The sequence below is a fragment of the Streptomyces lonarensis genome, from assembly GCF_012033735.1.
In the GTDB taxonomy this organism is placed as follows: Bacteria; Actinomycetota; Actinomycetes; order Streptomycetales; family Streptomycetaceae; genus Streptomyces; species Streptomyces lonarensis.
The window spans coordinates 1-4,837 of record NZ_JAAVJD010000320.1; the positions used below are offsets into that span (position 1 = coordinate 1).

The window sequence follows — 4,837 nt, forward strand, 5'->3', positions numbered from 1 at the left end:
GACCGGGTGCGCCGCGTCCCCTACGGCGACGCCGCCCCGCCCCGGCTGCCCGCCGGGCCCTGGCCCGGACGGCTCCCCGCACCGCACCCCGCGACGGTCTATCCCGCGCCGCTGCCCGCACGGCTCACCGACACCGCCGGCCGGGAAGTGGCGGTCTCCGCCCGCGCGGAGGTCTCCGATTCGCCGGCCCGACTCGCCGTCGCCGGGCACCGCGCCGCCCGGGTCACCGGCTGGACGGGCCCGTGGCCGGTGCTGGAGGAGTGGTGGGACAGCGCCCACGCACGCCGTATGGCGCGCCTCCAGGTCGTCACCGCCGACGGGCACGCCTGGCTGCTGGTGGTGGAGCGCGGGCAGTGGTGGGCGGAGGCCGGCTATGGCTGACCGCCGCTCCGGGCGCCCGCCGGCGCGCCGCCCCGCCGACCGGGCGCCGGTGGTGGCGCTGCCCGTACCGCCCCGCCCCCACTCCGAGGCCCGCTGGACGGAACTGCACGCACACTCCTCCTTCAGCTTCCTCCAGGGCGCCTCCTCCCCACCCGAACTCGCCCTGGAAGCAGCGAGGCTGGGGATCGACACCCTGGCGGTCACCGACCGGGACGGGCTGTACGGCGCCCGGCGCCTCTCCGAGGCGGCGGCCGCCGCCGGCATCGCCACCGTTCACGGCGCCGAACTCACCCTCGACCCCGGCGCCCACCACCCCGCCCGCGACACCGACGACCCCGCCCGGGGCCCCGGCGCGGACGGCGCGGCCGGGCTGGGCACCCCCGTCGTCCTCGCCCGCGACCTGGAGGGGTTCCGGCGGCTCTCCGCCGCGATCAGCGCCGCGCAGCTCGCCGGCGCCAAGGGCGCGCCCCGCTACGACCTCGCCGCCCTCGCCGACGCCGCACGCGGCGGGCACTGGGCGGTGCTGACCGGCTGCCCGCCGCTCGGCACCGACGACCTCCCCGGCGCCCCCGACCCCGCCCGGCAACTGGCACGGCTCGCCGAGGTCTTCGGCGCGGACCACGTCCACGCCGAGCTGGTGGACCGCCGGATGCCCGGCGACAGCATCCGCAACGACGCCGTCGCCCGCGCGGCCGCCCGCGCCGGGACGCCCGTCGTCGCCACCGGCGCCGTCCACTACGCCGCCCCCCGCCACGCCCGGCTGGCGCAGGCACTGGCCGCCCTCCGCCGGGGGCAGGAACTGCACGACGCCGCCGGCCACCTGCCGTCCGCCCCCACCGCCCACCTGCGGTCGCCGGGGGAGATGCACCGGGCGCTGGCGCGCCGCCCCGGCGTCCTGGAGGCCACCCTCGCCCTGGGCGACGCCTGCGCGCTGGACCTCACCGCGCTCCGCCCCGAACTGCCCGGGTTCCCCGCGCCGGCCGGCCACGACGAGGACTCCTGGCTGCGCCACCGCGCCGAGACCGCCTGCACCGAGCGGTACGGCCGCCGCGGCGACCCCGCCGCCCGGGCGGCCTGGCAGCGGCTGGACCACGAACTGGCGGTCATCACCGAACTGCGGATGTCCGGCTACTTCCTCATCGTGGACGACATCGTCGGCTTCGCCCGCGAGGCCGGCATCTGGTGCCAGGGGCGCGGCTCCGCCGCCTCCTCGGTGATCTGCTTCGTGCTGGGCATCACCGCCGTGGACCCGGTGCGGCACGGGCTGCTCTTCGCCCGCTTCCTCAGCACCGAGAAGGCCGGGCCGCCCGACATCGACCTCGACTTCGAGCACGCCCGCCGCGAGGAGGTCATCCAGTACGTCTACCGCCGCTACGGCCGCACCCACGCCGCACAGGTCGCCAACGTCATCACCTACCGCCCCCGGCTCGCCGTCCGCGACGCCGCCCGCGCGCTCGGCCACCCGCCCGACCGCATCGAGGAGATGACCCGCCACATCCACCACCACGAGCCGCCGCCCGCCGACGCACCCGTCCCCGGCGACGTCCGCGCCCTGGCCGCCGAACTCCACCGGCTGCCGCGCCACCTGGGCGTCCACTCCGGCGGCATGGTCCTCACCCGCGGCCCGGTCGGCGAGATCATGCCCGTGGAGTGGGCCACCGCCGAGGGCCGGTCCGTCCTCCAGGGCGACAAGGACGACGTGGAGGCCGCCGGGCTGGTCAAGATCGACCTGCTGGGGCTCGGCATGCTCTCCGCGCTCCACACCGCCTGCGACCTGATCGACCGGCACCACGGCCGCCGGCTCGACCTCGCCTCGATCCCGCCGGAGGACCCCGCCGTCTACGAGATGCTCGGCCGCGCCGACACCGTCGGCGTCTTCCAGGTCGAGTCACGGGCCCAGATGTCCACCCTGCCGCGGCTGCGGCCGAGGAACTTCAACGACCTGGTCGTCGCCGTCTCCCTGATCCGCCCCGGCCCCATCCAGGGTGGCTCCGTCCACCCCTACCTGCGGCGCCGCTCCGGCGCGGAGCCCGTCCGCTACCCCCACCCGCTGGCCGAGTCCGCACTGCGCCGCTCCCTGGGCATCGCGCTCTGGCAGGAGCAGGCGATGCGGCTGGCGATCGACTGCGCCGGGTTCTCCGCCGGACAGGCCGACCGGCTGCGCAAGGCGCTGGCGGCCAAGCACTCCGCCGAGCGGGTCGCCGAGCTGCGGAGCGCCCTGCTGACGGGGATGGCGCGCCGCGGCATCGACCGGGCGGCCGCCGAGGAGATCACCGGCATGATCGAGGCGTTCTCCCACTACGGGTTCCCCGAGTCCCACGCCCAGTCCATGGCGCACCTGGTGTACGCCAGCGCCTGGATCAAGCGGCACTACCCCGGGGCGCTGCTCGCCGCGATCATGTCGCACCTGCCGATGGGCTTCTACTCCCAGCTGACCCTGGTCGGCGACGCGCGGCGGCGCGGAGTGGAGGTGCGCGGGGTGGACGTCCACGCCTCCGGCGTCGTCACCACCCTGGAGTCCGGCCCCGGTACCCCCGGCGGGCCCGACGGGCCGCCCGCGATCCGGCTCGGGCTGGCCACCGTCCGGGGACTCGGCGCCGAGCAGGCCGAACGCGTCGTGGCGGCCCGCCCGTTCAGCGGGGTGGACGACCTCGCGGCCCGCACCCGGCTGCCCGCCCGTGTCCTGGAGAACCTCGCGACCGCCGGCGCCCTGGACTGCCTCGGCAGCGGACGCCGGGAGGCGATCTGGCACGCCGGCGCCGTCGCCCACCGCGGGCAGGACCCGCTGCCGGGGACCACCGCGCCGCCCCCCGCGCCCGACCTGCCGGAGATGACGGCCACCGAGCGGACCTACGCCGACCTGTGGGCGACCGGCGCCTCCGCCGGCCCCCACCCGGTGGAGTACCTGCGCGACCACCTGACCGCGCGCGGCGCAGCGACCGCCGCGGAGGTCCGCGTCCTCGCCGACCGCAGCCCCGTCCTGCTCGGCGGACTCGTCACCCACCGGCAGCGCCCGCCCACCGCCAAGGGCACCTGCTTCCTCAACATCGAGGACGAGAGCGGCATGACCAACGTCATCGTCTCCCCGCCCGTCTGGCGGCGGTACCAGCGGGTCGCGCTGGACCACCCCGGCCTGGTCGTCCACGGCACGGTGGAGCGCGACCGGGGCGCCGTCAACGTCGTCGCGCACCGCATCGAACCGCTGCGGCTGGACACCCCGACCCGCCGCACCTCCCCCCGGACCGATCCGCCGCACCGCGTCGGCCCGCACGCCGTCGCACGGGAGCCCCGCCCCGGGCGGGCCGGGGGCGGGGGATGACCCGCGCCGACGGGCGCGGCGATATCCGGTTGCCGTCCGCCCGCAGGCGCGGCAGGGTCGGCGGCGTGCCCGACTCGCCGCAGCCCCCGCAGCCCCCGCAGCGCGGCCCCGCGCCGGTGCCCGCCTCCGACGTCACCCGGCTCTTCGTCAGCGGCCGTCTCGTCGCGATCCCGCGGCGCGCCGCCCGGCGGGAGCAACTGCTGGACCACCTCGCCCGGACCCTGTTCGAACCGGACCGCACCTACACCGAACCCGAGGTCAACGAGGCGCTGGGCGCGGTCCACGAGGACTTCCCCGCGCTCCGGCGGTACCTGGTCGAGTCCGGGCGGCTGACCCGGACCCGCGACGGCGGCAGCTACCGGCGCGCCGAACCCCCGGCGGGCCCGGCCGCCGACGCCGGCTGACGGCCGGAGCCCGGTGGGCGGGCCGGACCGTCCGGCCCCGTCCGGCTTCCGTCCGCGTGCCCGCCCGGCAGGCGACCGCCCGGCTGCGTCACTCGCCGGCCGCCCCTTCCGGCGCGGTCGGCTCCAGCAGCTCCCGCAGGGTCCGCAGCCCCCGCCGGGTGTGGCTCTTCACCGTGCCCAGCGGCAGTCCGGTCCGCTCGGCGATCTCCACCTGCGTCAGGTCCCGGTAGAAGGCGAGGCCGAGCACCTCCAGCTGCACAGGGGGCAGTCGGCGCAGCTCCCGCACCACGAGCATCCGGTCCAGCGCCTGCTCCGGCCCCGGGACGGCGCCCGCGTGGGGGAGTTCCGCGGCCGGCAGGGAACCCGCCGCCGCCACCAGCTCGGCGCGCCGCGCCCGCTCGGCCAGCGCGTCCGCGATCACATGCCGGGCGATGCCCACCAGCCACGCCGCCAGCACGCCGCGGTCCGCCCGGTAGCGGTGCCTGCCGGACCAGGCGGCGAGGAAGACCTGCTGCGCCACGTCCTCCGCCTCGCGCTCGTCGCCCAGGGCCCGGCGGGCCAGGGCGAGCACCAGCGCGCCCCACCGCCGGTACACCGCCGCGGCCGCCGCCTCGTCACCCGCGAGGAAGGCGCTGACCTGCTCCTCGGCGGCAGCGGCCTCGTCCTCGCCCTCGTGCTCGCGTGGCGCCGCCACCACCGGCCCCGCGGCAGCCGCAGCCGGTTCCCCGCGGGG

Annotated in this window: 3 protein-coding genes and 1 pseudogene; 3 read left to right on the forward strand and 1 reads right to left on the reverse strand. The window is 78.0% G+C overall.

All coding sequences use genetic code 11. The features are described from left to right. The 3 genes and pseudogenes from HCN56_RS23660 to HCN56_RS26760 all read left to right on the forward strand — a co-directional run. Positions 1-381: pseudogene (locus HCN56_RS23660) on the forward strand (DNA polymerase Y family protein); the annotation flags it as partial. Next, positions 374-3,700 (forward strand): error-prone DNA polymerase, encoded by a 3,327-nt coding sequence (locus tag HCN56_RS23665; protein WP_167974395.1) that lies wholly within the window; start codon positions 374-376, stop codon positions 3,698-3,700. The pseudogene HCN56_RS23660 and the gene HCN56_RS23665, both read left to right, overlap by 8 nt. Positions 3,701-3,816: 116 nt before the next feature. Beyond that, positions 3,817-4,104: a DUF2087 domain-containing protein gene (locus HCN56_RS26760; RefSeq protein WP_312871405.1), complete on the forward strand. Its 288-nt coding sequence runs from the start codon at positions 3,817-3,819 to the stop codon at positions 4,102-4,104. Positions 4,105-4,192: 88 nt separating this feature from the next. Here HCN56_RS26760 and HCN56_RS23675 read toward each other — a convergent pair. After that, positions 4,193-4,837, reverse strand: a 645-nt coding sequence (locus HCN56_RS23675) for an RNA polymerase sigma factor (RefSeq protein ID WP_245246942.1), incomplete at its 5' end; no start/stop codon positions are given.